The sequence below is a fragment of the Klebsiella sp. JN_Kp127 genome, from assembly GCF_040062505.1.
In the GTDB taxonomy this organism is placed as follows: domain Bacteria; phylum Pseudomonadota; class Gammaproteobacteria; order Enterobacterales; family Enterobacteriaceae; genus Klebsiella; species Klebsiella quasipneumoniae.
Genome location: NZ_JBEAHS010000002.1, coordinates 160,582 through 185,766, shown reverse-complemented (window position 1 = coordinate 185,766; position 25,185 = coordinate 160,582). Strand labels below are relative to the sequence as shown.

28 protein-coding genes are annotated in these 25,185 nt (G+C 58.8%); 15 read left to right on the top strand and 13 right to left on the bottom strand.

Going from position 1 to position 25,185, the window contains the following annotated elements:
- Positions 1–26: 26 nt before the first annotated feature.
- Together deoR and ybjG are read right to left on the bottom strand one after the other, a co-directional pair.
- A complete protein-coding gene (gene deoR, locus ABLV04_RS01775) occupies positions 27–785 on the bottom strand; it encodes a DNA-binding transcriptional repressor DeoR (RefSeq protein ID WP_023288975.1) in 759 nt (252 codons plus the stop codon).
- Between the two features lie 102 nt (positions 786–887).
- Positions 888–1,481 (bottom strand): undecaprenyl-diphosphate phosphatase, encoded by a 594-nt coding sequence (ybjG, locus tag ABLV04_RS01770; RefSeq protein WP_180265793.1) that lies wholly within the window; start codon positions 1,479–1,481, stop codon positions 888–890.
- A 326-nt stretch (positions 1,482–1,807) separates the two neighbouring features.
- Between ybjG and kdeA the strand changes: the two genes are divergently transcribed.
- Positions 1,808–3,040 carry a multidrug efflux MFS transporter KdeA gene (gene kdeA / locus ABLV04_RS01765; protein ID WP_004201293.1) on the top strand — a complete coding sequence of 411 codons (1,233 nt, stop codon included), beginning with the start codon at positions 1,808–1,810 and terminating at the stop codon, positions 3,038–3,040.
- Between the two features lie 38 nt (positions 3,041–3,078).
- Here kdeA and ABLV04_RS01760 read toward each other — a convergent pair whose 3' ends face one another.
- Entirely contained in the window at positions 3,079–3,891 is an 813-nt protein-coding gene (locus ABLV04_RS01760; RefSeq protein WP_023288977.1) for a Cof-type HAD-IIB family hydrolase, read from the bottom strand.
- Positions 3,891–5,093: an MFS transporter gene (locus ABLV04_RS01755; protein WP_180265792.1), complete on the bottom strand. Its 1,203-nt coding sequence runs from the start codon at positions 5,091–5,093 to the stop codon at positions 3,891–3,893. Before ABLV04_RS01755 ends, ABLV04_RS01760 begins: the two co-directional genes overlap by 1 nt.
- An 82-nt stretch (positions 5,094–5,175) precedes the next feature.
- On the opposite strand from ABLV04_RS01755, the gene ABLV04_RS01750 reads away from it, so the two are divergent.
- Complete coding sequence (locus ABLV04_RS01750) at positions 5,176–5,739, top strand: TetR family transcriptional regulator (protein ID WP_023288979.1); 564 nt, start codon at positions 5,176–5,178, stop codon at positions 5,737–5,739.
- A gap of 178 nt (positions 5,740–5,917) precedes the next feature.
- Here the strand turns inward: ABLV04_RS01750 and ABLV04_RS01745 are convergent, their stop codons facing one another.
- A complete protein-coding gene (locus ABLV04_RS01745) occupies positions 5,918–7,603 on the bottom strand; it encodes an aspartate:alanine antiporter (protein ID WP_004179131.1) in 1,686 nt (561 codons plus the stop codon).
- Between the two features lie 267 nt (positions 7,604–7,870).
- On the opposite strand from ABLV04_RS01745, the gene ybjM reads away from it, so the two are divergent.
- Positions 7,871–8,254 carry an inner membrane protein YbjM gene (gene ybjM, locus ABLV04_RS01740; RefSeq protein WP_002896351.1) on the top strand — a complete coding sequence of 128 codons (384 nt, stop codon included), beginning with the start codon at positions 7,871–7,873 and terminating at the stop codon, positions 8,252–8,254.
- Between the two features lie 6 nt (positions 8,255–8,260).
- Here ybjM and ABLV04_RS01735 read toward each other — a convergent pair whose 3' ends face one another.
- Positions 8,261–8,524, bottom strand: coding sequence for a GrxA family glutaredoxin (locus ABLV04_RS01735; RefSeq protein ID WP_002896352.1), 264 nt, complete (start codon positions 8,522–8,524; stop codon positions 8,261–8,263).
- 202 nt (positions 8,525–8,726) lie between these two features.
- Between ABLV04_RS01735 and ABLV04_RS01730 the strand changes: the two genes are divergently transcribed.
- The 12 genes from ABLV04_RS01730 to ABLV04_RS01675 all read left to right on the top strand — a co-directional run bounded on the left by ABLV04_RS01730 (position 8,727) and on the right by ABLV04_RS01675 (position 19,846).
- Positions 8,727–9,014: a YbjC family protein gene (locus ABLV04_RS01730; protein ID WP_004201326.1), complete on the top strand. Its 288-nt coding sequence runs from the start codon at positions 8,727–8,729 to the stop codon at positions 9,012–9,014.
- The gene (gene nfsA, locus ABLV04_RS01725; protein ID WP_048334563.1) at positions 8,998–9,720 is read left to right on the top strand and encodes a nitroreductase NfsA; all 723 of its coding nucleotides are present in this window, start codon (positions 8,998–9,000) and stop codon (positions 9,718–9,720) included. Before ABLV04_RS01730 ends, nfsA begins: the two co-directional genes overlap by 17 nt.
- Positions 9,721–9,834: 114 nt before the next feature.
- Entirely contained in the window at positions 9,835–10,737 is a 903-nt protein-coding gene (gene rimK, locus ABLV04_RS01720; protein ID WP_032455245.1) for a 30S ribosomal protein S6--L-glutamate ligase, read from the top strand.
- A gap of 88 nt (positions 10,738–10,825) precedes the next feature.
- Entirely contained in the window at positions 10,826–11,305 is a 480-nt protein-coding gene (locus ABLV04_RS01715; protein ID WP_002896365.1) for a YbjN domain-containing protein, read from the top strand.
- A gap of 348 nt (positions 11,306–11,653) precedes the next feature.
- Entirely contained in the window at positions 11,654–12,766 is a 1,113-nt protein-coding gene (potF, locus tag ABLV04_RS01710) for a spermidine/putrescine ABC transporter substrate-binding protein PotF (RefSeq protein ID WP_023288982.1), read from the top strand.
- A gap of 161 nt (positions 12,767–12,927) precedes the next feature.
- Positions 12,928–14,061 carry a putrescine ABC transporter ATP-binding subunit PotG gene (gene potG / locus ABLV04_RS01705; protein WP_147733867.1) on the top strand — a complete coding sequence of 378 codons (1,134 nt, stop codon included), beginning with the start codon at positions 12,928–12,930 and terminating at the stop codon, positions 14,059–14,061.
- A gap of 10 nt (positions 14,062–14,071) precedes the next feature.
- Complete coding sequence (gene potH, locus ABLV04_RS01700) at positions 14,072–15,025, top strand: putrescine ABC transporter permease PotH (RefSeq protein ID WP_004201331.1); 954 nt, start codon at positions 14,072–14,074, stop codon at positions 15,023–15,025.
- Positions 15,022–15,867 (top strand): putrescine ABC transporter permease PotI, encoded by an 846-nt coding sequence (gene potI, locus ABLV04_RS01695; protein ID WP_023288984.1) that lies wholly within the window; start codon positions 15,022–15,024, stop codon positions 15,865–15,867. Before potH ends, potI begins: the two co-directional genes overlap by 4 nt.
- Before the next feature lie 57 nt (positions 15,868–15,924).
- Positions 15,925–16,413 (top strand): YbjO family protein, encoded by a 489-nt coding sequence (locus tag ABLV04_RS01690; protein ID WP_023288985.1) that lies wholly within the window; start codon positions 15,925–15,927, stop codon positions 16,411–16,413.
- Positions 16,414–16,454: 41 nt separating this feature from the next.
- The gene (gene rlmC / locus ABLV04_RS01685) at positions 16,455–17,582 is read left to right on the top strand and encodes a 23S rRNA (uracil(747)-C(5))-methyltransferase RlmC (protein WP_048297139.1); all 1,128 of its coding nucleotides are present in this window, start codon (positions 16,455–16,457) and stop codon (positions 17,580–17,582) included.
- 78 nt (positions 17,583–17,660) lie between these two features.
- Positions 17,661–18,377: a response regulator transcription factor gene (locus ABLV04_RS01680; protein WP_023288987.1), complete on the top strand. Its 717-nt coding sequence runs from the start codon at positions 17,661–17,663 to the stop codon at positions 18,375–18,377.
- Positions 18,374–19,846 (top strand): ATP-binding protein, encoded by a 1,473-nt coding sequence (locus ABLV04_RS01675; protein WP_048334568.1) that lies wholly within the window; start codon positions 18,374–18,376, stop codon positions 19,844–19,846. Before ABLV04_RS01680 ends, ABLV04_RS01675 begins: the two co-directional genes overlap by 4 nt.
- Before the next feature lie 77 nt (positions 19,847–19,923).
- Here ABLV04_RS01675 and artJ read toward each other — a convergent pair whose 3' ends face one another.
- The 7 genes from artJ to yahO all read right to left on the bottom strand — a co-directional run bounded on the left by artJ (position 19,924) and on the right by yahO (position 24,979).
- The gene (gene artJ / locus ABLV04_RS01670) at positions 19,924–20,655 is read right to left on the bottom strand and encodes an arginine ABC transporter substrate-binding protein ArtJ (protein WP_032455247.1); all 732 of its coding nucleotides are present in this window, start codon (positions 20,653–20,655) and stop codon (positions 19,924–19,926) included.
- Positions 20,656–20,838: 183 nt separating this feature from the next.
- Positions 20,839–21,507 (bottom strand): arginine ABC transporter permease ArtM, encoded by a 669-nt coding sequence (gene artM, locus ABLV04_RS01665; RefSeq protein ID WP_004201338.1) that lies wholly within the window; start codon positions 21,505–21,507, stop codon positions 20,839–20,841.
- Positions 21,507–22,223, bottom strand: coding sequence for an arginine ABC transporter permease ArtQ (gene artQ / locus ABLV04_RS01660; RefSeq protein ID WP_023288989.1), 717 nt, complete (start codon positions 22,221–22,223; stop codon positions 21,507–21,509). The genes artM and artQ overlap by 1 nt, the downstream gene beginning before the upstream one ends.
- A 6-nt stretch (positions 22,224–22,229) precedes the next feature.
- A complete protein-coding gene (gene artI / locus ABLV04_RS01655) occupies positions 22,230–22,961 on the bottom strand; it encodes an arginine ABC transporter substrate-binding protein ArtI (RefSeq protein ID WP_002896390.1) in 732 nt (243 codons plus the stop codon).
- A 20-nt stretch (positions 22,962–22,981) separates the two neighbouring features.
- Positions 22,982–23,710: an arginine ABC transporter ATP-binding protein ArtP gene (gene artP / locus ABLV04_RS01650; protein WP_032428704.1), complete on the bottom strand. Its 729-nt coding sequence runs from the start codon at positions 23,708–23,710 to the stop codon at positions 22,982–22,984.
- A gap of 226 nt (positions 23,711–23,936) precedes the next feature.
- Positions 23,937–24,452: a lipoprotein gene (locus ABLV04_RS01645; RefSeq protein WP_023288991.1), complete on the bottom strand. Its 516-nt coding sequence runs from the start codon at positions 24,450–24,452 to the stop codon at positions 23,937–23,939.
- Between the two features lie 254 nt (positions 24,453–24,706).
- Positions 24,707–24,979 (bottom strand): DUF1471 family periplasmic protein YahO, encoded by a 273-nt coding sequence (yahO, locus tag ABLV04_RS01640; protein ID WP_023288992.1) that lies wholly within the window; start codon positions 24,977–24,979, stop codon positions 24,707–24,709.
- Positions 24,980–25,185 lie beyond the last annotated feature (206 nt).

The window sequence follows — 25,185 nt, the reverse complement described above, 5'->3', positions numbered from 1 at the left end:
GTCAGTTACGCTTCAATAGTGACGCTTCAATACAGCAGGGAGATCTGCTGTGCCTTCGCCAGCGCCACCAGCTCATCATCCGGGCAGATATCGCTGGCGATCACGTCAAACTTCGCTAACGCCCCCATGCGCGCCGGACGCACTTTGCCAAACTTGCTGTGGTCGACCACCAGCACGTGGTAGCGCGCGTGTCGCATCGCCCAGTGTTTGACCGGCAGCTCCTCCAGGTTATAGCAGGTCGCCCCCTGTTCGCAGTCAATGCCCGCCGCCGAGTAAAAGGCGATGTCAGGGCTCAGATGGCTGAGGGTATCCTCAAGGCTCAGCGGCATAAAAATCGCGTTGCTGGCATGAAATTCTCCACCACACAGGACCGCGCGGCACTGGGGCTTTTCCTGCAGGGCCAGAAAGGTGTTCAGGGAGTAGCAGACGCCGGTGAAGGGCAGGGCATCGTCAATGGCGTCGATGATCCACGGGGTGGTGGTCCCGCAGTCGAAGAAGGCCATCTGATGGGGCTCCAGCAGCGCAGCCGCATGGCGGGCGGCGCGGCGTTTCTCCTCGACCAGCCGGGTCTTTTGGTCGCTGAGCAGGTAATGGGTGGCGCTGCGCGGCTCCAGCACAATGTATCCGCCGAGCAGCACGACCGGACCGCTGTGGCCATTGAGGTCGCGACGAATGGTCATTTCCGACACCCCAAGCAGGGAGGCCGCTTCTTTCAGATGCAGCTTATCGCTGCGCTTGAGTGCCTGAATGAGCTGACTGATGCGTTCGTCACGGCGAGTTTCCATATTCCCTCTGCGCTAAAATCGCCCTGCGGAGGCAGGGCGTTAGCGGGATTTTACCTGTCGCTTGCGGGTTAGTCACGCGGTGGCCGCCGCGACGGTCGGCGTTTAGCCGCGCACCCAGCCTTTACGGATCGGCAGGGAGAAGCAGAGGCGATAGAGGCGCTGCAGCTGACGGTACAGCGCCGGGCCGACAGTATGCCAGATTAGCGCCGCGCCAAGGCAGCCGCACATCCCGGCCAGCAGGCCGCCAACCATGTCCAGCGGCCAGTGGACGCCGAGATAGACGCGGGACCAGGCGATGGCGGCGGCAAGGGCCATCAGCAGGGTGCCGGACCACAGGCGATGCCAGAACAGGAAGGCCAGGGCAAAGGTAAAGCTGACGGTGCCATGGTCGCTGGGGAAGGAGTCGTCCGCCGCATGGTGCAGGAAGTTATAGCCCACGCCGGCGACAAATGGCCGATCGTGCGGATAGAGGTGGCCGATCGCCCATGAGACGGTCAGGCTGATCGTCAGCGCCAGCATCAGCTTAAAAACCATCTGCCGCTGGGCAGGCCCCCACAGCCACAAGGTCACCACCAGCAGGGGCACGATCAGAATCAAATCTTTAGCGATGAAAATCGCCACCTCAATGGCCCACTGCGGCGAGGCCGGGGTCGCGTTGAGCAGGGCGAACAGCGCGTAGTTAATATTTTCCAGCATAGACTTCCAGGCTCGTTGGTCCGATAGCAAATAAGCCGCCTACCCTAAATAAAAGCGGTGCGGAGATAAAGCAGCATTGTCTTAAAGATCAGGTTGTTATGAAATGTCGCCTCCTGAGGCGCGGCGCTAACCCCCTGAAAAGGGTCAGTATATCCTTTGTCACATTGCTGAAACATAAACGGAATATATACGCAGAGTGAATTGCAAAGAAGAAGCCTGACGGGGGCGCGCAACTCGCAATATTGTGCGGTGTCACCCACAATTCACTATCTCCGCGCCGGGAGTTTCATTACACTTTGCGCGATTTTTGATAGATAAGAGATTTCATGCAAAATTATTCGCTTTCAGGCCGCCGCCTCGGAAGGCAGGCGTTGCTGTTCCCGCTATGTCTGGTGCTGTACGAGTTTTCCACCTATATCGGCAACGATATGATCCAGCCGGGTATGCTGGCCGTGGTTCAGGAATTCCAGGTGGGCAACGAGTGGGTTCCCACCTCGATGACCGCCTATCTGGCCGGCGGCATGTTTTTACAGTGGCTGCTGGGGCCGCTGTCGGACCGTATTGGCCGCCGTCCGGTGATGTTGACCGGGGTGGTGTGGTTTATCGTCACCTGCCTGGCGACGCTGCTGGCGCAGACCATTGAGCAGTTCACCCTGCTGCGCTTCCTGCAGGGGATCAGCCTGTGCTTTATCGGTGCGGTCGGCTACGCGGCGATCCAGGAGTCCTTTGAGGAGGCGGTGTGTATTAAAATCACCGCCCTGATGGCCAACGTGGCGCTGATTGCTCCGCTGCTGGGGCCGCTGGTGGGCGCCGCCTGGGTACATATCCTGCCGTGGGAGATGATGTTCGTGCTGTTCGCCGTGCTGGCGGCCATCTCGTTTGTCGGCCTGCAGCGGGCGATGCCGGAGACCGCGACGCGGCTGGGTGAAAAGCTGTCGGTCAAAGAGCTGGGCCGCGACTATCGGCTGGTGCTGAAGAACCTGCGCTTCGTCGCCGGCGCGCTGGCCACCGGCTTTGTCAGCCTGCCGCTGCTGGCGTGGATTGCCCAGTCGCCGGTCATTATTATCAGCGGCGAACAAGCCACCAGCTATGAGTATGGCATGCTGCAGGTGCCGATTTTCGGCGCGCTGATTGCCGGCAACCTGGTGCTGGCGCGCCTGACTTCGCGCCGTACCGTGCGCTCGCTGATTATCATGGGCGGCTGGCCGATCGTGTTTGGCCTGCTCCTCTCCGCGGCGGCGACGGTGGTCTCTTCCCACGCCTATCTGTGGATGACCGCCGGCCTGAGCTTCTACGCCTTCGGGATTGGCCTGGCGAATGCCGGCCTGGTGCGCTTAACCCTGTTCGCCAGCGAGATGAGCAAAGGCACGGTTTCGGCGGCGATGGGAATGCTGCAGATGCTGATCTTCACCGTCGGCATCGAGCTCAGCAAACATGCTTACGAGCTGGGCGGCAATGGGCTGTTCAGCCTGTTTAACCTGCTGGGCGGGGTGCTGTGGCTGGGGCTGATGATCTACTTCCTGAAAGATAAAAGCGTCGGCAATTCGCAGCAGGGGTAACCGGTTTTCAACCCGGATGCGCTTGCATCCGGGTCTTATCAGGCGAACGGCGCTTCGCGATCCAACACCTTATCGATAATCTGCAGAACCCCCTCTTCGTTGTTGTGCGGCGCATGATAGCGGGCGACGGCTTTGACGTCTTCCCGGGCGTTGGCCATGGCGAAGCCAAACCCGGCGTGCTGCAGCATTTCGATATCGTTGCCGCTGTCGCCGAACGCCACCACCTCATGATCCTCGATGCCCCAGCGCTGCTGCAAAATACGCAGGCCGTTGGCTTTGTGCACCCCCGGGATAATTAAGTCGATGCTGCCGTAGCCGGTGGCCACTGCGGTCACCATGTCCCCCAGCGCCGCGTGCAGCCTCGGCTGAATTTCCGGGATCAGGCGGTCCGGCACGTTGAGACCAAATTTGAGGATGGTGTCATCGAGATGGTTAAAATCATCCACCAGTTCAAGGCGGTGATAATACTTCGCCGCCACCGTCTTCAGCGCGTCGTTGTAGCGGTTGAGGGTGTAGGCGCTGCGCTTCCCGCAGGCGATGATTTCGATATTCGGCAGCGTCTGCAGATGATCGACCACGGCGTTGAAATGGTGAACCGGCAGCTGGCAGTTGAAGACATCTTCATTGCCGCTCACTACCCAGCCGCCGTTTTCCGCCACGAAGGCGATCTGGTGGGCAATCTCCGGAAAGAAGGAGATCAGCTGGTAGTACTGGTTGCCGCTGGCGACCACGAAGCGAATGTTCTGCTCGCGCATTCGTTGATACTGGGCGAGGAAGCGCGGCCGGTTGTAGGTTTTGGCATCGCTTAAAAAGGTGCCGTCCATATCCACCGCAATCAGTTTGATGCTCATTAGCTGTTCTCCATAACGGGTTCAGACTGTGGCTTAGCCACCGCGCGGGCGACCAGCGCCGCCACCATCACCAGGCCCAGCACCACCAGCATCGCGCTGCGCAGGCCGAAGTGCTCGCCGAGGAAGCCCAACAGCGGCGGCCCGACGAGGAAAGCAAGATACCCGGTAATCGCCACCACGCTGACGCGCTTAGGGGCATCCGGACCGGTATCGCTGGCGGCGGAAATAGTCAGCGGGAAGCCGAGCGAGGCGCCGATGCCCCACAGCAGCACCGAGATGCCCGCCACCCAGGGGTTATCGACGAAGATAATCAGGCCGATACCCAGGGCGCCCATCACCGCGCTGCCGCGAACCACCGTCACCCGGCTGTAGCGATCGATAAACCAGCCGCCGGTAAAGCGGCCCAGCGTCATGCCGAGGGTGAAGCCGGCATAGATCAGCGAGCCGGAGGTGGGGCTAAAGCCGTGGCCGTCCACCATCAGCAGCGGCAGCCAGTCATTGGCCGAGCCTTCGGCAAAGGCCATCGCCAGGACGATGACCCCGATAAGCAGCAGCTGCGCGTCGCGCCATACCGGCAGACCTTTCGCCTCGCCGTGGGCGGCTTCGGCGGCATTTTTACCGGTACCCTCCGGAATGGCGCGGATGGCAATGGCGATGGGCAGAATGGCCACCAGCGCGGCCGCCAGGATATGCGGAGCGGCGGGCAGGCCGAACCCGGTCACCGCCATGCCCACCCCGGCGCCGAACAGGGTGCCTAAGCTGTAGAAGCCGTGCATCATCGGCAGCACCGTTTTATTCATCTCCCGCTCAACCGCCGCGCCCTCGACGTTAATGGCGACCTCTGCCGAGCCAAAGCTGGCGCCAAAGATGGCCAGACCGAAGGCGAACAGCGGGGCGGAGGTGACCCACAGCGCCAGGCTGAGCACCAGCATGCCGAGTACGGCGAAGGACATGGTGGTGCGGATGACCTTGCGGGTGCCAAAGCGCTTCACCAGCCACGCCGAGCAGAGAATACCGCTCATCGATCCCACCGACAGGCCAAACAGCACGACGCCCATCTCTGCGGTAGAAAGCGCCAGCAGATCGCGGATCGCCGGCGTGCGGGTGGCCCAGGAGGCCATTAATAAGCCGGGGATGAAAAAGAACATAAACAGCGCCCACAGTCGAAGCTGGAGCGCTCTGCGCGAAGATTGCGTCGTCATCCGTAAACGCCTTAAAGGAGAAGAGTGAAGACAACAGTAGCAAGCATGTGTACATTTGTACATAAACCGGAAAAGGAAAATCATGGCCCGTAGACCGAACGATCCGCAGCGCCGCGAGCGCATCCTGCAGGCGACGCTGGACACCATCGCGGCGCACGGCGTCCATGCGGTGACGCACCGTAAAATCGCCACCTGCGCGAATGTGCCGCTGGGGTCGCTGACCTACTATTTCAGCGGCATCGAGGCGCTGATCGCGGAGGCGTTCAACCTGTTTACCGCCGAGATGTCGGCGCAGTATCAGCAAAGCTTCGCCGGAGTAACGAACCGGCAACAAGCCTGCGATGCCATCGCGGAGCTGATCTTCAGCGCCCAGGTGACCACGGCGCGCAATATGGAGCTGATGTACCAGCTGTACGCGTTCTGCAGCAGCCAGCCAGCGCTGAAGGCGGTGATGCAGAACTGGATGCGGCGCAGCCAGCAGACGCTGGAGCAGTGGTTTACCCCCGACACCGCCCGCGGCCTCGACGCCTTTATCGAAGGGATGACCCTGCACTTTGTCACCGACCGCGCGCCGCTGTCGAAGGCGGCGATCCGCATGATGGTCGGGCAGCTGGCAGGGGAGAGGGCGCAGGAAGAGGGGCGCTGAGGCGGCGTTTCAGCCGGAATGGCTAAACGCAGGCAACAAAAAACCCATCAACCTTGAACCGAAGTGGCGGGGTTGATGGGCTCCACAAAATGGGGACATCAAAGAAAAGCAGTGGCATTACTTATGACTGATGCCCTGAGAAAAAGTTCTGCCTGTGGCGGCTTTTTTCGCAAAAAATTTATTGTAGCCCTGGCCAGATGATCACGATGAGCGTCCCGGCGAGGGTGAGCAGCACGTTGGCGATGGCGTAGGTGCCCGCATAGCCGAGCGCCGGGATGTTGCTGCGCGCGGTATCGCTGATGATCTCCATCGCCGGGGCGCAGGTGCGGGCCCCCATCATGGCGCCGAACAGCATCGCCCGGTTCATGCGCAGCACGTAGGCGCCGAACAGGAAGCAGATCACCACCGGCACCAGGCTGACGATAAGCCCGGCCGCCAGCATCTGGCCGCCGACGGCGCCCAGCCCGTTATTGATCCCGGCCCCGGCGCTGAGCCCGACCCCGGCCATAAACACCATCAGGCCAAACTCTTTCACCATGTTCAGCGCCCCCTGCGGGATATAGCCGAAGGTTGGGTGGTTGGCGCGCAGGAAGCCAAGCATGATGCCGGCGAACAGCAGGCCGGCGGCGTTGCCGATGCCGAAGCTGAAGGAGCTGAACTGGAAGGTGATCATGCCGATCATCAGGCCGACGATAAAGAAGGCGCAGAAGGCGAGGAGGTCGGTCACCTGGCTGTGAATGGAGATAAAGCCAATGCGGTCGGCTACGGTCTTCACGCGGCGGGCGTCGCCGCTGACCTGCAGCACGTCGCCTTTGTTCAGCACCACGTTGTCGTCGATAGGCATCTCGATCTGGCTGCGAATGACCCGGTTCAGGAAGCAGCCGTGATCGGTAAGCTTGAGCTGCGCCAGGCGGCGGCCGACGGCGTTGTGGTTTTTGACCACAATCTCTTCGGTGACGATGCGCATGTCGAGCAGGTCGCGGTCGAAAACCTCTTTACCGTTGCGGAAGCTCGGGTCGAGGCGGGCGTGCGCGTCCGGGTAGCCCACCAGCGCAATATCGTCGCCCATCTGCAGCACCGCGTCGCCATCCGGGTTGGCCAGAATGCCGTTGCGGCGGATGCGTTCGATATAGCAGCCGGTCTGGCGATAAATGCCCAGCTCGCGCAGATTTTTGCCATCCGCCCATGCCACCAGCTCCGGGCCGACGCGATAGGCGCGGATCACCGGCAGGTAGACTTTACGTTTGGAATCGGTATCGAGGCCGCGCTCGCGGGCGATTTGCTGGGCGCTGGTCTGCAGATCCTGATGCTGCAGCTTGGGCATATAGCGGGCGCCGACGATCAGGCTCACCAGACCAACCAGGTAGGTCAGGGCATAGCCGAGGCTCAGGTGGTCAAGCGACTGCGCCAGCTGATCGCTGGGCAGGCCGAAATGGCGCAGGGTGTCCCCCGCGCCCACCAGCACCGGGGTGGAGGTCATCGCCCCCGCCAGCATACCGGCGGTGAGCCCGATATCCCAGCCGAACACTTTACCCAGCACCATGGCGATCAGCATCGCGCTACCGACCATCACCAGGGCCAGCATCAGATAGTTTTTCCCGTCGCGGAAAAAAATCGAAAAAAAGTTAGGACCGGCTTCCACGCCGACGCAAAAAATAAACAACATAAAGCCGAGATTAAGGGCATCGGTGTTAATCGCGAAATGCTGCTGACCTAATAATAGAGAAACGACTAAAACGCCAATGGAATTACCAAGTTGTACTGAGCCGAGACGCAGTTTTCCCAGGCATAGTCCTAATGCAAGTACAACGAATAATAACAGGATGTAATTCCCGTTTAACAAATCTGCGACGTTTATATTCACGAAAGCCAACTTCTCGTTTACTAGTAAGTTGTTGAAGGAAATGGTTATTTGGTCTAAGGTTGCTCAGGCGTTCGCGTTGTCGCGAACCTATTCTGGCACCCTGTTATAACCAGCAAAAATATACCCGCTAGTTTAATCCTTCCTGGATGCGGCGGCTAGTGACAATCGTTTATAGGCTGGTAGGGGAGTTATTGGCATGGATTGCCGAAATGCTTTATCTGACTGGGCGACGTGGACGTGAGTTAGAGGCAACATCAGGAGGATACGGTGAAATCTGAGCGTAGTTGGGCCGGCATTATCTGTGGCTTCGTTCTGTTCATTGTGGTGTGCTTATCGTTGTTGTTACATATGAAAGGGGCCTTTCGCGCCAGCGGCAACCCGGAGCTGGGCCTGCTCTTCTTTTTGCTGCCAGGGGCGGCGGCGAGCTGTCTCTCTCCCGGACGGCGGGTGCTGCGTCCTTTGCTCGGCGCGATACTGGCGGCGCCGGTCTGTATGGTGACGATGCGGCTGTTTTTCGTCACGCACCGGACGTTCTGGCAGGAGATGGCGTGGGTACTGAGCGCGGTGTTCTGGTGTGCGCTCGGGGCGTTGTGCTTTTTATTTATCTGCGCCTGGCTTGATACCTGGCGCAGTCATTCATCGAGTAAATAAATTTACTCAGGCAAACAGGCCAAGGTTCTCTTTCGCCCAGGCTTCGAAATCGGTGCAACCGCCGATGTGTTTCTGGTCGACGAAAATCTGCGGTACGGTTTCAACCGGTTTGCCGACGGTTTTTTCCAGATCAGCTTTGCTGATGCCTTCGGCGTGAATATCCACGTAACGGTAGTTAAAGTCATCACGCTCGTTGGTCAGTTTTTCTGCCAGCTCTTTGGCGCGAACGCAGTAAGGGCAGCCTGGACGACCAAAAATAACGGTAAACATTGCTTCTCTCCTTAAACCTCAGCCGGATGGCGAATGGCGCTTATGATGCCTGCATTGGCCGGTGAGGGAAAGAAGGTTCTGCCTTTTGCTTCGATGGTTTACGGCTATGTTTGATAAATGTCGTACTATCAAAACCCGTATACTGACCCGGCGGCGCGGTAGCATTGGCTGGCGCGCCGCGTTTATCAACCGGAGAGGCGTGATGCGAAAATTTGCCCCGTTGCCAAAAAGCATACTGCTGGTTGAGATCCTCGGGATGGGGCTGTTAACCCTCGCCTGGCTCTCGCTTAACCAGTATGTCCAGCTGCCTGCGCCCATTGCCAGCCCGACCGCGGCGCTGGTGATGCTCTTTGCCGGGATCGTGCTGATGATCCCCGCCGCCATCGTCGTGATGTGGCGGATGGCGCAGATCGTGGCCCCGCAGTTAACCCACTCTCCTGAGCCTGAATCCTTGTCTGACAGAGAAAAACGAAATGACGCCGACCATTGAGCTGCTGCGCAGCCACCGTTCTATCCGCCACTTCACCGATGCGCCCGTGAGCGACGAACAGCGCGCGGCGATTATCGCCAGCGCGCAAGCGGCATCTACCTCGAGTTTTTTACAGTGCACCTCCATCATCCGTATTACCGACCCGGCCCTGCGTGAACGTCTGGTCCCGCTGACCGGCGGCCAGCAGCACGTCGCCCAGGCGGCGGAGTTTTGGGTCTTCTGCGCCGACTTTAACCGCCACCTGCAGATCTGCCCGCAGGCGGAGCTGGGGCTGGCGGAACAGCTGCTGATCGGCGTTGTCGATACGGCGCTGCTGGCGCAAAACGCGCTGACCGCCGCCGAGTCCCTCGGGCTGGGTGGCGTCTATATCGGCGGGTTGCGCAACAGCATCGAGGCGGTGACCGAGCTGCTGGAGCTGCCGCTGCACGTCCTGCCGCTGTTCGGTCTTTGCCTTGGCTGGCCGGCGGATAACCCGGACATCAAGCCGCGGATGCCGGCCGCCATGCTGGTGCATGAGAACCGCTATCAGCCGCTGGATAACGCGCTGCTGGCGGAGTATGACGAACAGCTGGCGCACTATTATCTGTCGCGCGGCAGCAACGCCCGCCGCGATACCTGGAGCGATCATATCCGTCGCACTATCGTGAAAGAGAGTCGTCCGTTTATTCTCGACTATCTGCATAAGCAGGGGTGGGCAACGCGCTGATTACGTGTACACTGCTGCTCCGGCCAGGCGGTATCCGACGCTGGCGGCAGGAAAGGTGGAAGTGTGTTCGATAGCTGAGGCCCGCCAGTGCGGGTCTTTTTGCAGAGGTGCAGGATGAAAATTGCCATATTATCCCGGGATGGAACGCTTTATTCATGTCGACGCCTGCGCGAAGCGGCGCAACAGCGCGGGCATCAGGTCGAGATCCTCGATCCGCTTTCCTGTTATATGAACGTCAGCCCGGTGGCCTCTTCGATCCACTATAAAGGGCGCCAGTTGCCGCACTTTGATGCGGTGATCCCGCGCATTGGCTCGGCGATTACCTACTATGGCACCGCGGCCCTGCGTCAGTTTGAGCTCCTGGGAAGCTATCCGCTGAACGAATCGGTCGCCATCACCCGCGCTCGCGATAAGCTGCGCTCGCTGCAGCTGCTGGCGCGCCAGGGCATCGATCTGCCGCTGACCGGCATCGCTCATTCCCCCGATGACACCAGCGATCTGATCGCCATGGTCGGCGGCGCGCCGCTGGTGGTGAAGCTGGTGGAGGGCACCCAGGGGATCGGCGTGGTGCTGGCGGAGACCCGCCAGGCGGCGGAGAGCGTGATCGACGCCTTTCGCGGGCTGAACGCCCACATCCTGGTGCAGGAGTACATTGCCGAGGCGAAAGGCTGCGATATTCGCTGCCTGGTGGTCGGCAATGAGGTGGTGGCGGCGATCGAACGGCGGGCGAAAGAGGGCGATTTTCGCTCTAACCTGCACCGTGGCGGCATGGCTACGGTGGCGCAGATTAGCGATGAGGAGCGCGCCATTGCCATCAAGGCGACGCAAACCCTGGGCCTGGACGTCGCCGGTGTCGATATTTTACGCGCCAGCCGCGGGCCGCTGGTGATGGAGGTGAATGCCTCGCCCGGACTGGAAGGCGTGGAAACCACCTCCGGCGTGGACATCGCCAGCAGGATGATCGCCTGGATCGAGCGCCAGGCGACACCGGAATTCTGTTTGAAAATAGGCGGCTAACCGCCGGATGCAAGACTGTCATGGTATGCGGCGCTTTTTTTGCGTAAGCTATGGCGTCGTTTTTCCACTGTAAGAGGTCACAGGCACTATGGATTCACTGGTCGTTCCAGGTCTGGATACGCTACGTCGCTGGCTGGATGAGATCGGCATCAGCTTTTTTGAGTGCGATTCCTGTCAGGCATTGCACCTGCCGCATATGCAGAATTTCGACGGTATTTTTGATGCCAAAATTGACCTGGTGGATAACGTGGTGCTCTTTTCCGCCCTGGCGGAGGTGAAGCCGTCTGCTTTACTGGCGCTGTCGGCGGATCTCTCGGCCATCAACGCCAGTTCGTTAACCGTGAAGGCGTTTATCGACATTCAGGACGATAATTTGCCCAAGCTGGTGGTCTGCCAGTCGCTGTCTATCGGCCCCGGGGTGACGATGGAGCAGTTCGCCTGGTTCTTCCGCCAAAGCGAGGAGCAGATCTCGATGGTGATCCTCGAAGCCGGCGCCAATCAGCTGCTGTACAAAGGCGAAGAAGAAGAGCCGGCCGCAGAAAACGTGCAATACCATTTTCTTCACTAAACCTGCCTAAAATTAGCGCAGCCACTACCGCAGCGGCTGCGTATTACCCGCTTTTATTCTGCATTTAACCTTTCTTTAAAGCATTATTCACCGCCATTCAGGCCGTTTTGGCTTATCACGTAGACCGTTATTGCATAAAAATTTGATAAAAGGCGTTTTTTTACCTGGGCTATAGCCTCTTATTCTGGCTACAGTTATTCTGGCGATGCTTCCAGTTGCGAGCAACCACTCCGGGAGAGATCCGCTCTCCTTTTCTCAGGCAATGAAAAAATATGCATGATTTTTGCATGCGTAGAAATGCGTATATTTGAGCCCGTAAGTTAACGGGCGTTGAGAAGGAAAAGAGATATGACCGCCTTTGGTAAAAAATGGTTAACAGGTCTGGTTACGGGTGCGCTGATGGCCGTCTCTGCCGGTTCGCTCGCCGCCGAACAAAAAACCCTGCATGTCTATAACTGGTCTGATTATATTGCGCCGGACACCGTGGCCAATTTCGAAAAAGAGACCGGGATTAAAGTCGTGTATGACGTTTTTGATTCCAATGAAGTGCTGGAAGGTAAATTAATGGCCGGCAGCACCGGTTTCGATCTGGTGGTGCCATCGGCCAGCTTCCTTGAGCGCCAGCTGGCGGCGGGCGTGTTCCAGCCGCTGGATAAGAGCAAGCTGCCGAACTGGAAGAATCTCGACCCCGAAGTGCTGAAGCTGGTCGCCAAGCATGACCCGGAGAATAAATACGCCATGCCTTACCTGTGGGCGACGACGGGCATTGGCTATAACGTTGATAAAGTGAAAGCCGTCCTCGGCAAAGATGCGCCGGTCGACAGCTGGGATCTGGTGCTGAAGCCGGAGAACCTTGAAAAACTGAAAAGCTGCGGCGTCTCCTTCCTCGACGCGCCGGAAGAGATTTTCGCCACCGTGCTGAACTACCTTGGCAAGGATCCGAACAGCAGCAAAGCGAATGATTACACCGGTCCGGCCACCGATCTGCTGCTGAAGCTGCGGCCGAACATTCGCTACTTCCACTCTTCGCAATATATTAACGACCTCGCCAATGGCGACATCTGCGTGGCGATCGGCTGGGCAGGGGACGTCTGGCAGGCGGCGAACCGCGCGAAAGAGGCGAAGAACGGCGTCAACGTCTCCTACTTTATTCCTAAGGAAGGCGCCCTGGCGTTCTTTGACGTCTTTGCGATGCCGGCCGACGCTAAGAATAAAGATGAGGCCTATCAGTTCCTTAACTATCTGATGCGCCCGGATGTGATCGCCAAAATCAGCGACCAGGTGTTCTACGCCAACGGCAACAAGGCCTCCACGCCGCTGGTCAGCGAGACTATCCGTAACAACCCGGCGATTTATCCGCCAGCGGATGTGTTCGCCAAACTGTTCACGCTGAAGGTGCAGGATCCGAAGATCGACCGCGTGCGCACCCGCGCGTGGACCAAAGTGAAGAGCGGTAAATAAACTCTGACGGCCCGGTAAGCGGGCCGTATCAGAACGGCACTCGCCGGGAAATGGCAGCGCGCCCGGCGAGCAGAAGCACCAGGATGGTGCACCTGCACTGTTAAGCACGAAGTATGGCACCGGACCATATGGTGATCGTTTTTTTGCCGGAGAGCACCCGATTGAACGACGTAATGCCCCGCCCACAGGCGAAAGCCCCCAAAGCGCTGACCCCGCTGCTGGAAATCCGTAACTTAACCAAGTCGTTTGATGGCCAGCACGCTGTCGACGATGTCAGTCTCACTATTTATAAAGGCGAAATTTTTGCTCTGCTGGGCGCATCAGGCTGCGGGAAATCGACCCTGCTGCGCATGCTGGCGGGCTTTGAGCAACCGACCGCCGGACAGATTATGCTCGACGGCGTGGATCTGGCGCGCGTACCGCCCTATCAGCGGCCTATCAATATGATGTTCCAGTCCTACGCCCTGTTCCCCCATATGACCGTTGAGCAGAATATCGCTTTCGGTCTGAAGCAGGATCGTCTGCCTAAGGCGGAAATCATCGCCCGGGTGCAGGAGATGCTGGCTCTGGTGCACATGCAGGAGTTCGCTAAACGTAAGCCGCACCAGCTCTCTGGCGGTCAACGCCAGCGCGTCGCGTTGGCGCGCAGCCTGGCGAAACGACCAAAGCTGCTGCTGCTCGACGAGCCGATGGGGGCGCTGGATAAAAAGCTGCGCGATCGCATGCAGCTGGAGGTGGTGGATATTCTTGAGCGCGTTGGCGTGACCTGCGTGATGGTGACTCACGATCAGGAAGAGGCCATGACCATGGCGGGCCGTATCGCCATCATGAACCGCGGCAAGTTTGTGCAGATTGGCGAACCGGAAGAGATTTACGAGCACCCGACCACCCGCTACAGCGCCGAGTTCATCGGCTCGGTGAACGTCTTTGAAGGGCTGGTGAAAGAGCGTCTGGAAGATGGCCTGGTGCTGCGCTCGCCGGGACTGGTGCATCCGCTGAAGGTCGACCCCGACGCCTCGGTGGTGGACAACGTGCCGGTGTGGGTGGCGCTGCGTCCGGAGAAGATCATGCTGTGCGATGAGCCGCCGGCGGATGGCTACAATTTTGCCGTCGGCGAGGTGATTCATATCGCCTATCTGGGGGATCTCTCCATCTACCATGTGCGCCTGCAAAGCGGGCAGATGATCAGCGCCCAGCTGCAGAATGAGCACCGCCATCGGAAAGGGACGCCCACCTGGGGTGACGAGGTGCGTTTATGCTGGGATGCGGACAGCTGCGTTGTACTGACGGTGTAAGGAGAGGGCGATGAGTACCGTTGAATCCCCGTCAGGGGCGAAAAAACCGGGCGGCTTCGCGCTGTGGGCGGCGCGCCTGCAGATGGCGCATGGCCGCAAGCTGGTGATCGCGCTGCCCTATCTGTGGCTGATCCTGTTGTTTATGCTGCCGTTCCTGATCGTGTTCAAGATAAGTCTTGCCGAGATGGCGCGGGCGATCCCTCCCTACACCGATCTGATGGAGTGGGCGGATGGTCAGCTGACGCTGACCCTTAACTTTGCCAACTTCCTGCAGCTGACCGACGATCCGCTCTATTTTGAGGCTTATCTGCAGTCGCTGCAGGTGGCGGGCATCTCGACGCTCTGCTGCCTGCTGCTGGGCTATCCGCTGGCCTGGGCGGTGGCGCACAGCAAGCCGTCGACGCGCAATATTCTGCTGTTGCTGGTGATCCTCCCGTCGTGGACGTCGTTTTTGATCCGCGTCTATGCCTGGATGGGACTGCTGAAAAGCAACGGGGTGTTGAATAACTTCCTGCTGTGGCTAGGGGTTATCGATCAGCCGCTGGAGATCCTGCACACCAACCTGGCGGTATATATCGGTATCGTCTATGCCTATCTGCCGTTTATGGTGCTGCCTATCTACACCGCGCTGACCCGCATCGACTATTCGCTGGTGGAGGCCTCGCTGGATCTCGGCGCCCGGCCGCTGAAGACCTTCTTTCAGGTGATCGTTCCGCTCACCAAAGGGGGGATTATCGCTGGCTCCATGCTGGTGTTTATCCCGGCGGTGGGGGAGTTCGTGATCCCGGAGCTGCTGGGCGGGCCGGACAGCATTATGATTGGCCGCGTGCTGTGGCAGGAGTTCTTTAACAACCGTGACTGGCCGGTGGCTTCGGCGGTGGCGATTGTCATGCTGCTGCTGCTGATCGTGCCGATCATGTGGTTCCATAAGCACCAGCAAAAACAGATGGGAGAGCAGGGATGAACGACTTGCCGGTAGTACGCTCGCCGTGGCGCATTCTGATCCTCGTGCTCGGGTTCACCTTCCTCTATGCCCCGATGCTGATGCTGGTGATCTACTCCTTCAATAGCTCAAAGCTGGTGACGGTCTGGGCCGGGTGGTCAACGCGCTGGTATAGCGAGCTGTTCCACGATGACGCGATGATGAGCGCGGTGGGGCTCAGCCTGACTATCGCCGCCTGCGCGGCGACGGCGGCGGCGATCCTTGGCACCATCGCCGCGGTGGTGATGGTGCGCTTTGGACGTTTTCGCGGCTCCAACGGCTTCGCGTTTATGATCACCGCGCCGCTGGTCATGCCGGACGTGATCACCGGGCTCTCGCTGCTGCTGCTGTTCGTGGCGCTGGGACATGCCATCGGCTGGCCGTCGGATCGCGGGATGCTGACCATCTGGCTGGCGCACGTCACCTTCTGTACCGCCTACGTGGCGGTGGTGATCTCCTCGCGCCTGCGTGAGCTGGACCACTCGATCGAAGAGGCGGCGATGGATCTGGGCGCCGCGCCGCTGAAGGTCTTCTTCGTCATCACGCTGCCGATGATTATGCCAGCGGTGATCTCCGGCTGGCTGCTGGCCTTCACGCTGTCGCTGGATGACCTGGTGATCGCCAGCTTTGTCTCCGGTCCCGGGGCCACGACCTTGCCGATGCTGGTCTTCTCCAGCGTGCGCATGGGGGTCAACCCGGAGATTAACGCCCTGGCGACGCTCATCCTCGGCGTGGTCGGCGTTGTTGGTTTTATCGCCTGGTATTTGATGGCCCGCGCAGAAAAGCAGCGAGTGCGCGATATCCAGCGTGCAAGACAAGGCTGAACCACCTAAAATCGGTACAGCAGCCTCCGGTCGGCGCCACTCTGTGGCGCCGTTTTCATGGAAGACATTACGTTGGGATTGTTTACGAAAACTCGCTCATCGCATGCCCGCCTTAACGTCCCTGCGCTGGTGCAGGTGGCGGCCTTTGCGATTATTTTGATTCGCGGTCTGGATCTGCTGATGATCCTCAATTTGTTGGGCCTGCAGGGGCTGAACGAATTCATACACCGTAGCGTCCAGACCTGGAACCTGACGCTGGTCTTCCTCGGCAGCCTGGCGCTGGTGTTTATCGAAATCTGGTGCGCCTTCTCGCTGGTGAAAGGGCGCAACTGGGCGCGCTGGGTTTATCTGCTGACGCAGATGATAGCCGCCGGCTACCTGTGGGCGGCGTCGCTGGGCTACGGGTATCCGGAGCTGTTCAGTATTCCCGGCGAATCCAAACGGGAGATCTTCCACTCGCTGGTGATGCAAAAACTGCCGGATCTACTGGTCCTGACGCTGCTGTTTGTGCCAGCGACCTGCCGTCGGTTTTTCCGCCTGCAATAACGGTGATACAATCCCCGCCCCTGGAATTTTGAAGGTCAATTATGCATTGCGCACTCTACGACGCCGGCCGCTGCCGTTCCTGTCAATGGCTGGAACGGTCGGTTCCGCAACAGCTCGCCGATAAAATGGCCGACCTGCGCACGCTGCTGGCGGCAATCCCCGTCGCCGACTGGGGCGAGCCGGTCAGCGGGCCGGAGGCGGCTTTCCGTAACAAGGCCAAAATGGTGGTCAGCGGCAGCGTGGAGCGTCCGCTGCTGGGGATGCTGCACCGCGATGGCACCCCGGTGGACCTCACCGACTGCCCGCTCTATCCCGCCGAGTTTGCGCCGGTGTTTGCCGGCCTGAAGCCCTTTATCGCCCGCGCCGGGTTAACTCCCTACAACGTCGCGCGCAAGCGCGGGGAGCTGAAATATCTGCTGCTGACCGCCAGCCAGCAGGGGGAGATGATGCTGCGCTTCGTGCTGCGCTCAGAGGCCAAGGTGGCCCAGCTGCGCGCCGCGCTGCCCTGGCTGCAGGCACAGCTCCCGCAGCTCAAGGTGATCACGGCGAATATCCAGCCGGTGCATATGGCAATCATGGAAGGCGAACAGGAGATCTTCTTCACCGAACAGCAGGCGCTGGGCGAGGTCTTTAATGAGGTGCCGCTGTGGATCCGTCCGCAAAGCTTCTTTCAGACTAACCCGACGGTAGCCAGCCGGCTGTACGCCACCGCCCGCGACTGGGTGCGCGCGCTGCCGGTCCAGCATATGTGGGATCTGTTTTGCGGCGTCGGCGGTTTTGGCCTGCACTGCGCGACGCCGGCGATGCGCCTGACCGGCATAGAGATAGCCCCGGAAGCGATCGCCTGCGCCAGGCAGTCTGCCGCGCAGCTGGGGCTCGGCAATCTGCATTTTCAGGCGCTGGACTCCACGCGGTTCGCCACGCATGAAGCGGATATCCCGCAGCTGGTGCTGGTCAACCCGCCGCGACGCGGCATTGGCGCTGAACTGTGCGACTATTTAAGCCGCATGGCGCCGCCCTACATTATCTATTCCAGCTGTAACGCCCGCACCATGGCGACCGACATTGCCCGTCTTAGCGGCTATCGCGTCGAGCGGGTCCAGCTGTTTGATATGTTCCCTCATACCGCCCACTACGAAGTGCTGACCCTGCTGGTCCGCGAAGTTTAAACAAAATGTGAAGGCTTTGCGCCGCCGAAATCGGGTAAGCTTGACGCAGCATGTTTTGTTATTGGTGGGGGGAATCTAATGGCCAAAACCATTCTGCTGGTGGAAGATGATGAGGATATAGCCACGCTGCTGCGGCTCAATCTGCAGGATGAGGGCTATCAGATTGTGCATGAGGCCGATGGCGGCCAGGCCCTCGCCCGACTGGAAACGCGGGTCTGGGATGCGGTGATCCTCGATTTGATGCTGCCCGGCGTCGATGGCCTGGAGATCTGCCGGCGCATCCGCCAGATGACCCGCTATCTGCCGGTGATCATCATCAGCGCTCGCACCAGCGAAATGCACCGTGTGCTGGGCCTGGAGATGGGCGCCGACGACTATCTGGCGAAACCCTTTTCGTTACTGGAGCTTATCGCCCGCGTTAAAGCGCTGTTTCGTCGCCAGGAGGCGATGGGGCAGAACCTGCTGATGGACGCCGGGCGCCTGTCCTGCCATGGTCTGAGCATCGATCCGCTGTCCCGCGAAGTGAGGCTGCGCGGCGAGATGGTGGACCTCACGCCGCGCGAATTCGAGCTTCTGTATTACTTTGCCCGCCATCCCGGGGAGGTGTTTTCCCGGCTGGCGCTGCTGGAGCAGGTCTGGGGATATCAGCATGAGGGCTATGAGCACACGGTCAATACCCATATCAACCGCCTGCGCAGTAAAATCGAACGTGACCCGGCCGAGCCGGACATCATTCTGACCGTCTGGGGAAAAGGCTATAAGTTCGCCCCGGTGACCCAGGAGGCCGCCCCGTGATCCGCCGCCTGAGCCTCAGCCAGCGGCTGGCGCTGGTGGTGGTCTCCCTGCTGATGCTGTGCGCGGCGGCGGTGTGCGCCGTTCAGTTACACAGCAGCGCGCAGTATGGCAACGCCATGGTGCAGCGCCTCTCCGCCGGGCTGGCTCAGCAAATTGTGGCCCGCGAACCGCTGCTGGACGCCCACGGCGAGGTCAACCGGCAAACCCTGAAGTCGCTGTTTGACCGCCTGATGACCTTTAATCCCAGCGTGGAGCTCTATCTGCTGTCGCCTGATGGCGACCTGCTGGCCGATGCGGCGCCGCCGGGCCATATCCAGCGCCAGCGGATCGACATGGCGCCGGTACAGGTTTTTCTCACCGGCAGTACGTCGCCGGTGTATGGCGACGATCCCCGCAGCCTTGACGGGCGAAAAGTCTTCAGCGCCGCCCCGCTGCGCGTCGACGGCCAGCTGCGCGGCTACCTGTATATCATTTTGCAGGGGGAGACCTTTAATCAGCTGGCGGCCGACGCCTGGCAAAAAACGCTGTGGAGCATTGTTCTGTGGACCCTGCTGCTGGTGGCCCTGTTTGGTCTGCTGGCGGGAGGCCTGGCATGGTTCTGGGTTACCCGGCCTGTCCGCCAGCTCACCGCCCAGGTGGCGGCGAACGATCGGGACAGCATCAGCGCCATCAAAACCCTGGCGGCCCGCACGCCGGAGCCACAGCCCGGTAACGAGGTAGCGGTCCTTGAGAACCGCTTTATTGACCTTGCCCGGCAGATAGCCGGTCAGTGGGATCGGCTGGCCGACAGCGACCGCCAGCGCCGCGAATTTGTGGCCAATATTTCCCACGATTTGCGCACACCGCTGACTTCGCTGCTGGGGTATCTGGAAACGCTGACCCTGAAGGACGAAAGGCTGACCGCCGAGGAGCGCAGGCAGTATCTCACCATCGCCCTGCGCCAGGGCAACAAGGTGCGCCATCTTTCACAGCAGCTGTTTGAGCTGGCGCGACTGGAGCACGGGAGCATTAAGCCGCAGCGCGAGCGTTTCGCGATGGCGGAGCTGATTTCCGACGTGGCGCAGAAGTTTGAACTCACCGCCCGCACGCGCGAGGTGAACCTGCAAATTGATGTGCCGGGGCCGTTGCCGCTGATCAACGCCGATGTGTCGATGATTGAGAGGGTGGTGACCAACCTGCTCGATAACGCGATGCGGCATACTCCCGTCGGCGGGGAGATCCGTCTGGCGGTCTGGCAGGAGAATCAACAGCTCCAGGTTGAAGTGGCAGACAACGGAACGGGCGTCGATGCCGCGCTGCGCGATGATCTGTTCCAGCGGCCGTCGGCGTTGTCTACCCAGGCGTCGCGGGAGGATCGCGGTGGGTTAGGGCTGCTGATTGTGAAACGGATGCTGGAGCTGCACGGGGGCGGGATCCGGCTGGTGGAGTCGGTAAGCGGGGCGCGGTTCAGGTTCTTCGTGCCACTTTGAGAAATTGCCGGGTGGCGGCTACGCCTTACCCGGCTACGGGGACGGCCGGGTAAGCGCAGCGCCACCCGGCAAAAAAGTTACTCCGGGAACCACTGGTTGCTGATTTTCTGGTAGGTACCGTCGGCTTTAATCGCCTTCAGCGCGGCGTTCAGTTTCTCCAGCAGCGCCTTGTTATCCGGGCGCACGGCAATCCCAAGGCCGGTGCCGAAGTATTGCGGATCGGTTACTTTCGGCGTGGCTGCCCCCAGCTGCGGGTTGGTTTTCAGCCACTCGTTGACTACCGCCGTGTCGCCGAACACGCCGTCGATACGGCCATTTTTCAGGTCGATAATCGCGTTCTGGTAGCTGTCATAGGCGACGGTCTTCACCTCAGGATGTTTATCCTGCAGATATTTCTGGTGGGTGGTGCCGTTTTCCATGCCGATCCGTTTGCCTTTCAAATCATCGAACGAGTGGAACGCGTCTTTTTTGGCGATCACCAGCGCGGAGTTGGCGTAGTACGGGTCGGTGAAGGCCACCTGCTTGCTGCGTTCTGGCGTAATATCCATTCCGGAAATCACCGCGTCATACTTCTTAAACTTCAGCGCCGGGATCAGGCTGTCAAACGCGTGGTTGGTAAAGGTGCAGTCTGCCTGCATTTGTTTGCACAGCGCATGGGCCAGATCGATATCAAAGCCGACAATCTGGTTATTCGCGTCCATCGATTCAAACGGCGGATAGGTCGCGGACACGCCGAAGCTGATTTTCTCCGCGGCGGCGGCGCCGAAGGTGAACGTGGTGAGCAGTGCAGCCAGAACTAACTTTTTCATCGTGGAACTCCCGTCTGTCAATCTTATGATTATTCGCCGTGTCTGCGGCATAGGGTGACAATGCCATTAAATGAATTTGTATTCAATAAAAATGATTAACTATTTTGTTTGATATAAAAAAAGACGGACAGGTATTAGACTTGTCCGTCTTGTTGTTCGCTTATTATGCAAATACGCCAGGCGCTAGTTACGCCGTTCGAAAGCTAGCGCTTTGCGCTCCACCAGGCGCATCAACAGGGTCAGCAACCCGTTGACGATGAGATAAATAATCCCGGCGGCGCCGAACACCATCACGTCGTAGGTCCGTCCGTACAGCAGCTGGCCGTGACCCATCACTTCCATCAGGGTGATGGTGTAGGCCAGAGAGGTACTTTTGAACACCAGCACCACTTCGTTGGAGTAGGACGACAGCGCGCGTTTAAAGGCGTACGGCAGCAGGATCGCCAGGGTATCCTTTTTACTCATCCCCAGCGCGCTGCACGACTGCCATTGCCCGTCGGGGATCGCCCGGATGGCGCCGTAAAACAGCTGGGTGGTATAGGCGGCGCTGTTAAGCGACAGGGCGATCAGGGCGCACAGCCACGGCTCGGAGATAAGATGCCACAGCCATGGATATTCCTGCAGCGAAGGAAACTGCCCGGGGCCATAGTAGATCAGGAAGATCTGCACCAGCAGCGGCGTACCGGTAAACAGGGTGATGTAGCCGCGCACTATCCACACCAGCCCCGGCGTCTTCAGCGTCAGGATAATGGTAAAGATCAGCGACAGGATCAGCGCCACGATAATCGACGCCACGGTCAGCGTCAGGCTGGTATGCAGGCCTTTCAGCAGTTCGGGTAAGTAGTCGAGCATCAGCCTGGTCTCCGTTCGAAGCGCGTCGCACGCTGGTCAATCCGCTTAAGGATGTATTGACTCAACAGGGTGATGACGAGATAGATTGCTGCGGCAATGATATACCAGTTAAAGGGCTCCTGAGTGCGGGTGGCGATGCTTTTGGTCTGCAGCATCAGATCGTTGACGCTGATCAGGCTCACCAGCGCGGTGTCCTTCAGCAGCACCAGCCACTGGTTGCCGAGACCGGGCAGGGCATGGCGCCACATCTGCGGCATCACCAGGCGGAAGAAAATGGCCGCTTTCGACAGCCCCAGCGCCTGGCCGGACTCCCACTGACCCTGCGGAACGGCTTTCAGCGCGCCGCGCAGCGTTTGCGAGGCGTAGGCGGCATACAGCAGCGACAGGGCGATCGCCCCGCAGAGGAACGGACTGACGTCAAAGTTCTCAATCTGCATCTGCACCGGGATCTGCGTGAACCCGAGCGGGATGGTGAAACCGTCAGAGAGCGTCAGCAGCAGCTGGGACGAGCCGAAATAGATAAACAGCACCACCAGAATTTCCGGTAGGCCGCGCAGAATGGTCACAATGCCGGTTGCAAGCCAGGCTACCGGGCGCCATTTCACTGACTCCAGTACCGCGAAGAGCATCGCCAGGACGAGGCCGATGGCGAGCGCGCAAACGGCAAGGCCGACGGTCATCCCGGCGGCGCTTGCTAATGGAAAAATTTCGTTCATTCAGTCTTACTTCTGGAACCATTTGTTATAGATGGTCTGGTAAGTGCCGTCTTTCTTCACTTTTTCCAGCGCAGCGTTAAATTTCTGCTGCAGGTCGGTGTTGCCCTGACGCACGGCAATGCCCAGCCCGGTGCCGAAATAGGCTTTGTCGGTCACTTTATCGCCCACGGCCGCCAGCTTCGGATTGCTCTTCAGCCATTCGGTGACCACGGCGGTATCACCGAAGACTGCGTCAATACGACCGTTCTGCAGATCCAGCTTCGCATTCTGGTAGCTGTCGTAAGGCACGGTAGTGATTTCCGGATGTTTATCCGTGATAAATTTCTGGTGGGTGGTGCCGTTCTGTACGCCCACTTTTTTGCCCTTCAGCTGGTCAATGCTGGTGAACTTGCCCTGCTGACCGACGAACAGCGCCGAGTTGTCATAATACGGGGTGGAGAACAGGACCTGCTTTTCACGCTCAGGCGTGATGTCCATCCCGGCCATGACCGCGTCGAAACGGCGGAATTTCAGGCCCGGGATCAGGCTGTCAAAGGCCTGGTTGGTAAAGGTACAGGTGGCGTCGATCTCTTTACACAGCGCGTTAGCCAGATCCACATCGAAACCGACGATCTGGTTGTTGGCATCCACCAGCTCAAACGGAGGGTAGGAGGCCTCGGTGGCGAAACGAATGGTTTGCGCGGCGGAAGCGGAGAGGCTCATGCCTGCGAGCAGGGCGGCAATCAGTACTTTTTTCATCGTCATTTCCCCGAAAAACATCAGTGTGAAAGATAGTTTTTAAACGCGTCAGTTTGCGGATGCGTGAAGCAGGAGGCATCCCCTTGCTCGACGATATGGCCATTTTCCATATACACCACCCGGCTGGCCGTCTTGCGCGCCACTTCAACTTCATGGGTGACGATAACCTGGGTGATGCCGGTTTCAGCCAGCTCGCGGATGATACTAACGATCTGGGCGGTGATTTCCGGGTCGAGCGCCGCGGTAGGCTCATCGAACAGCAGAACCTGCGGCTCCATCATCAGCGCGCGGGCGATCGCCACACGCTGCTGCTGACCGCCGGATAAATGCAGCGGGTAACGATCGCTGTAGGGCTTCAGACGCAGGCGCTCCAGCAGCTTCTCTGCGCGAGCTAGCGCCTGATCCTTGCTTAACCCCAGTACGCGACAGGGGGCCTCGATCAGGTTCTGCTGTACCGTCAGGTGCGGCCACAGGTTGTACTGCTGAAAGACCATGCCGACGTTCTGGCGCAGTTCGCGAATCGCTTTATCGGACGGCGCTCTGGTGAAGTCGAAATGGTTACCGGCGATGGTTAATGAACCGGAACGCGGCATCTCCAGCAGGTTGAGTACGCGCAGCAGCGAGCTCTTCCCGGCACCGCTGGGGCCGAGCAGCACCAGCGTTTCCCCCTGCGGGCAATCCAGCGTGATGTCGAACAGCGCCTGGTGCGCGCCGTAGAAGCAATTAATGCCGTTTAGTTTAATACTCATCTGGGCAGTCTGATACGAATAGCTATTGAGGCCGCAAATACTACCTTTGGCAGAATAGTTATGCAATATTTATGCGTTAAAAGTTAAATCTAAACCACGTTTAGCTTTAAAGTTAGCACAAAATATTGCCTGGTGGGTGAGGGGGGAGTAAATGTCGGCATTCTCGGGGCGAATACCGACATTTTACCGGGGTTATCGTTTCAGCGACGTCGCTTCAACTCCGGAACTAACGTTTCTCCAGACTCTGTCGCAACGTCCCGGCCGGCGCGTGGCTGTTGTTGCCGAGATAGCGAACGTCATCGACGGCCCAGCACTGGCCTTCCTGGATCATCAGCACTTCGTCTTTCCAGCTCTGGGTTCCCTGCTTCAGCTCCACGCGCAGCGGAATGTTGCGCGCATCGCGATTAGGGATGGTTGAGGCGCTGGCGACGACGGCGCTGTCCGCCGGGGTGCTGCTGCTCGAGAACAGGTTAGCCTGCAGCAGTTTGCTGTTGGCCGGATCCTGACGGGCGTCATTGAGTAACTTCGCCAGGCCGTCGCTGAGATAGGGGCGCAGCGCCGCCGGATCCTGCGTACGGTTCTGGAGCTGGGTGTCGTAGAATTTTTGCGCTACGTCGTCAGGGCCGCCTTCGACACAGGGGCCGCTGCGGGTGCCATTATCTTTATAGGCCGGGGTGACGGTCGTACAGGCGCTGAGCGCCAGCGCGCAAGGGAGAAGTGCTGCAAGAAGTTTGTAGCGCATGATGATTTCCTTATAAGCGAACTACGTTTTCAGTTTCCGTTAAAGCATAGCGTATAGCGTACGGATTGTACTTGACGCAAAGAGCTAAGACCTTGATGTGACTACGGCCTTAGGGCAGGACATCGACAGGGGAGATCGCTGTATGATATTAAGGCAGGAAAATCTGGGGGCCGTTTAAAAATAAACAGACTTTTTGGGCAAACAAGAAACATTACCCGGGCAATATGATAATGTTTCTTGAAATATAAGATTAATTACTTCTTCTTATAGATGTTAGCGGAGATGTGCAGTTTTTTATCGGTATTACCGGAAGAGAGCACGATAACGTCTGCGCCTTTCTCATCGGCCTTTTTAATCAGTTCTTCACGGGCATCGCTGGGTGCAGTCTGACCGGTAGAAGAAATGGTACCGATTTTAGTATATTGCGTATGGACCTTATCGAAGGCTTCTTTCGTTAAAATTTCTGCAGAGAAGGCGTTCGCCGTTAAAAACAATGCTGCACCTGCCACTAAAGCTGCATATTTCATATTTTTAGACTCCATTGTTTATCTTGCTATCATCATGCTCTTGTTTTATCTCACCAATGAGCGGTTTCAGATTGTACTAACACCGTTTTTTTTTCAAGTGGAATACTGCAATTTTATGACGGTTAGTTAACTCTTTTTTAAAGAAAAGATGACGTATTTCGCATTGATAATGCTTGCTTTTTTTTGCCGGATACACATAGGGAGAG

What these genes read in the sequence shown, in the direction of transcription:
- ABLV04_RS01645 (WP_023288991.1), bottom strand. Translation starts at nt 24,452, where the DNA reads ATGCGCTACAAACTTCTTGCAGCACTTCTCCCTTGCGCGCTGGCGCTC.
- ABLV04_RS01680 (WP_023288987.1), top strand. Translation starts at nt 17,661, where the DNA reads ATGGCCAAAACCATTCTGCTGGTGGAAGATGATGAGGATATAGCCACG.
- ABLV04_RS01760 (WP_023288977.1), bottom strand. Translation starts at nt 3,891, where the DNA reads ATGAGCATCAAACTGATTGCGGTGGATATGGACGGCACCTTTTTAAGC.
- ybjG (WP_180265793.1), bottom strand. Translation starts at nt 1,481, where the DNA reads ATGCTGGAAAATATTAACTACGCGCTGTTCGCCCTGCTCAACGCGACC.
- ABLV04_RS01755 (WP_180265792.1), bottom strand. Translation starts at nt 5,093, where the DNA reads ATGACGACGCAATCTTCGCGCAGAGCGCTCCAGCTTCGACTGTGGGCG.
- artP (WP_032428704.1), bottom strand. Translation starts at nt 23,710, where the DNA reads ATGAGTATTAAACTAAACGGCATTAATTGCTTCTACGGCGCGCACCAG.
- artJ (WP_032455247.1), bottom strand. Translation starts at nt 20,655, where the DNA reads ATGAAAAAGTTAGTTCTGGCTGCACTGCTCACCACGTTCACCTTCGGC.
- yahO (WP_023288992.1), bottom strand. Translation starts at nt 24,979, where the DNA reads ATGAAATATGCAGCTTTAGTGGCAGGTGCAGCATTGTTTTTAACGGCG.
- kdeA (WP_004201293.1), top strand. Translation starts at nt 1,808, where the DNA reads ATGCAAAATTATTCGCTTTCAGGCCGCCGCCTCGGAAGGCAGGCGTTG.
- potH (WP_004201331.1), top strand. Translation starts at nt 14,072, where the DNA reads ATGAGTACCGTTGAATCCCCGTCAGGGGCGAAAAAACCGGGCGGCTTC.
- nfsA (WP_048334563.1), top strand. Translation starts at nt 8,998, where the DNA reads ATGACGCCGACCATTGAGCTGCTGCGCAGCCACCGTTCTATCCGCCAC.
- artM (WP_004201338.1), bottom strand. Translation starts at nt 21,507, where the DNA reads ATGCTCGACTACTTACCCGAACTGCTGAAAGGCCTGCATACCAGCCTG.
- ABLV04_RS01750 (WP_023288979.1), top strand. Translation starts at nt 5,176, where the DNA reads ATGGCCCGTAGACCGAACGATCCGCAGCGCCGCGAGCGCATCCTGCAG.
- ABLV04_RS01715 (WP_002896365.1), top strand. Translation starts at nt 10,826, where the DNA reads ATGGATTCACTGGTCGTTCCAGGTCTGGATACGCTACGTCGCTGGCTG.
- potF (WP_023288982.1), top strand. Translation starts at nt 11,654, where the DNA reads ATGACCGCCTTTGGTAAAAAATGGTTAACAGGTCTGGTTACGGGTGCG.
- artQ (WP_023288989.1), bottom strand. Translation starts at nt 22,223, where the DNA reads ATGAACGAAATTTTTCCATTAGCAAGCGCCGCCGGGATGACCGTCGGC.
- ABLV04_RS01690 (WP_023288985.1), top strand. Translation starts at nt 15,925, where the DNA reads ATGGAAGACATTACGTTGGGATTGTTTACGAAAACTCGCTCATCGCAT.
- rimK (WP_032455245.1), top strand. Translation starts at nt 9,835, where the DNA reads ATGAAAATTGCCATATTATCCCGGGATGGAACGCTTTATTCATGTCGA.
- rlmC (WP_048297139.1), top strand. Translation starts at nt 16,455, where the DNA reads ATGCATTGCGCACTCTACGACGCCGGCCGCTGCCGTTCCTGTCAATGG.
- potI (WP_023288984.1), top strand. Translation starts at nt 15,022, where the DNA reads ATGAACGACTTGCCGGTAGTACGCTCGCCGTGGCGCATTCTGATCCTC.
- ABLV04_RS01730 (WP_004201326.1), top strand. Translation starts at nt 8,727, where the DNA reads ATGCGAAAATTTGCCCCGTTGCCAAAAAGCATACTGCTGGTTGAGATC.
- artI (WP_002896390.1), bottom strand. Translation starts at nt 22,961, where the DNA reads ATGAAAAAAGTACTGATTGCCGCCCTGCTCGCAGGCATGAGCCTCTCC.
- ABLV04_RS01735 (WP_002896352.1), bottom strand. Translation starts at nt 8,524, where the DNA reads ATGTTTACCGTTATTTTTGGTCGTCCAGGCTGCCCTTACTGCGTTCGC.
- deoR (WP_023288975.1), bottom strand. Translation starts at nt 785, where the DNA reads ATGGAAACTCGCCGTGACGAACGCATCAGTCAGCTCATTCAGGCACTC.